1 protein-coding gene is annotated in these 1596 nt (G+C 71.4%); it reads left to right on the top strand.

Annotated features, from left to right (window positions below; genetic code table 11):
* On the top strand, positions 1-1596 hold a 1596-nt coding region (locus ACXJKG_RS21055; protein WP_456847663.1), incomplete at both ends, for a glycoside hydrolase family 15 protein.

A 1596-nucleotide genomic window follows, 5' to 3' on the forward strand; every position in this document is an offset into this window, starting at 1 on the left:
GGCACCCTGGTCCTGGAGACGTCCTGGCAGACGCCGTCGGGCTGGCTTATTGTCCGCGACGCGATGGTGATGGTGCCCTGGCACAACCAGGTCGAGCGGTCCGCGACCCACCGCCGCACCACCACAGACGACGACGCCGAGCACATCCTGCTGCGGTCCGTCTCCGGCGTGAGCGGCACGGTGGACCTGCAGGTCGAGTGCGCCCCCTCACCGGACTACGGCCGCAGCGAGCCGCACTGGGAGTACGACGGCACCGGCTACAACGCCGTGCACGCGATGCCCCCGGACGGATCGAGCTGCCCGACCCTGCGCCTCACGTCGAGCCTGCGGATGGGCATCGACGGACGGACCGCGTCCGCCCGCACCCGCATGGTCAACGGCGACAAGGCCTACATCGCCCTGTCCTGGTCGCCCCTGCCGGCGCCGGCCACGTGGGAGGCGGCCGCCGACCAGCTGTGGCGCACCCAGGAGTTCTGGCGCGAGTGGATCACGCAGGGCGTGTTCCCCGACCACCCGTGGCGCACCTACCTGCAGCGCAGCGCGCTCACGCTCAAGGGGCTCACCTACGCGCCGACCGGTGCTCTGCTCGCGGCGGCGACGACCTCCCTGCCCGAGACCCCCGGCGGCGAGCGCAACTGGGACTACCGGTACGCCTGGATCCGCGACTCGACGTTCGCCCTCTGGGGCCTGTACACGCTCGGCCTGGACCGCGAGGCCAACGACTTCTTCGCCTTCATCCACGACGTCTGCCGGGACAACAAGGACCTGCAGATCATGTACGGCGTCGGCGGCGAGGAGAAGCTCGAGGAGTTCGAGCTCGGCCACCTCTCGGGCTACGAGGGGGCGATGCCCGTCCGCGTCGGCAACGCCGCCTACGACCAGCGGCAGCACGACGTGTGGGGCGCGGTGCTCGACTCCGTCTACCTGCACACCCGCTCCCGCGAGCAGCTGCCCGAGGCGCTGTGGCCCGTGCTCAAGCGGCAGGTCGAGGCGGCGATCCGGCACTGGCACGAGCCCGACCGCGGCATCTGGGAGGTCCGCGGCGAGCCCCAGCACTTCACGTCCAGCAAGCTCATGTGCTGGGTGGCCCTCGACCGCGGCGCCCGGCTGGCCCGGATGCACGACGAGCACGACTTCGCGGCGCAGTGGAGCAAGCTGGCCGCCGAGATCCACGCGGACATCTGCGCCAACGGTGTCGACGAGCGCGGCGTGTTCGTCCAGCGGTACGGGTCCGACGCCCTCGACGCCTCGCTCCTGCTGGTCCCGCTCCTGCGGTTCCTGCCGCCCGACGACCCCCGCGTGCGCGCCACGGTCCTCGCGATCGCCGACGAGCTCACCACCGACGGCCTCGTCCTGCGCTACCGCGTCGAGGAGACCGACGACGGCCTGTCCGGCGAGGAGGGCACGTTCACCATCTGCTCCTTCTGGCTGGTGTCGGCCCTGGTCGAGATCGGCGAGCTCGACCGCGGCCGCGCCCTCTGCGAGCGCCTGCTCTCGTTCGCCAGCACCCTCAACCTGTACGCCGAGGAGATCGACCCCCGCTCGGGTCGGCACCTGGGCAACTTCCCGCAAGCCTTCACGCACCTGGCCCTGATC

The sequence above is a fragment of the Cellulomonas sp. P5_C6 genome (assembly GCF_054049635.1).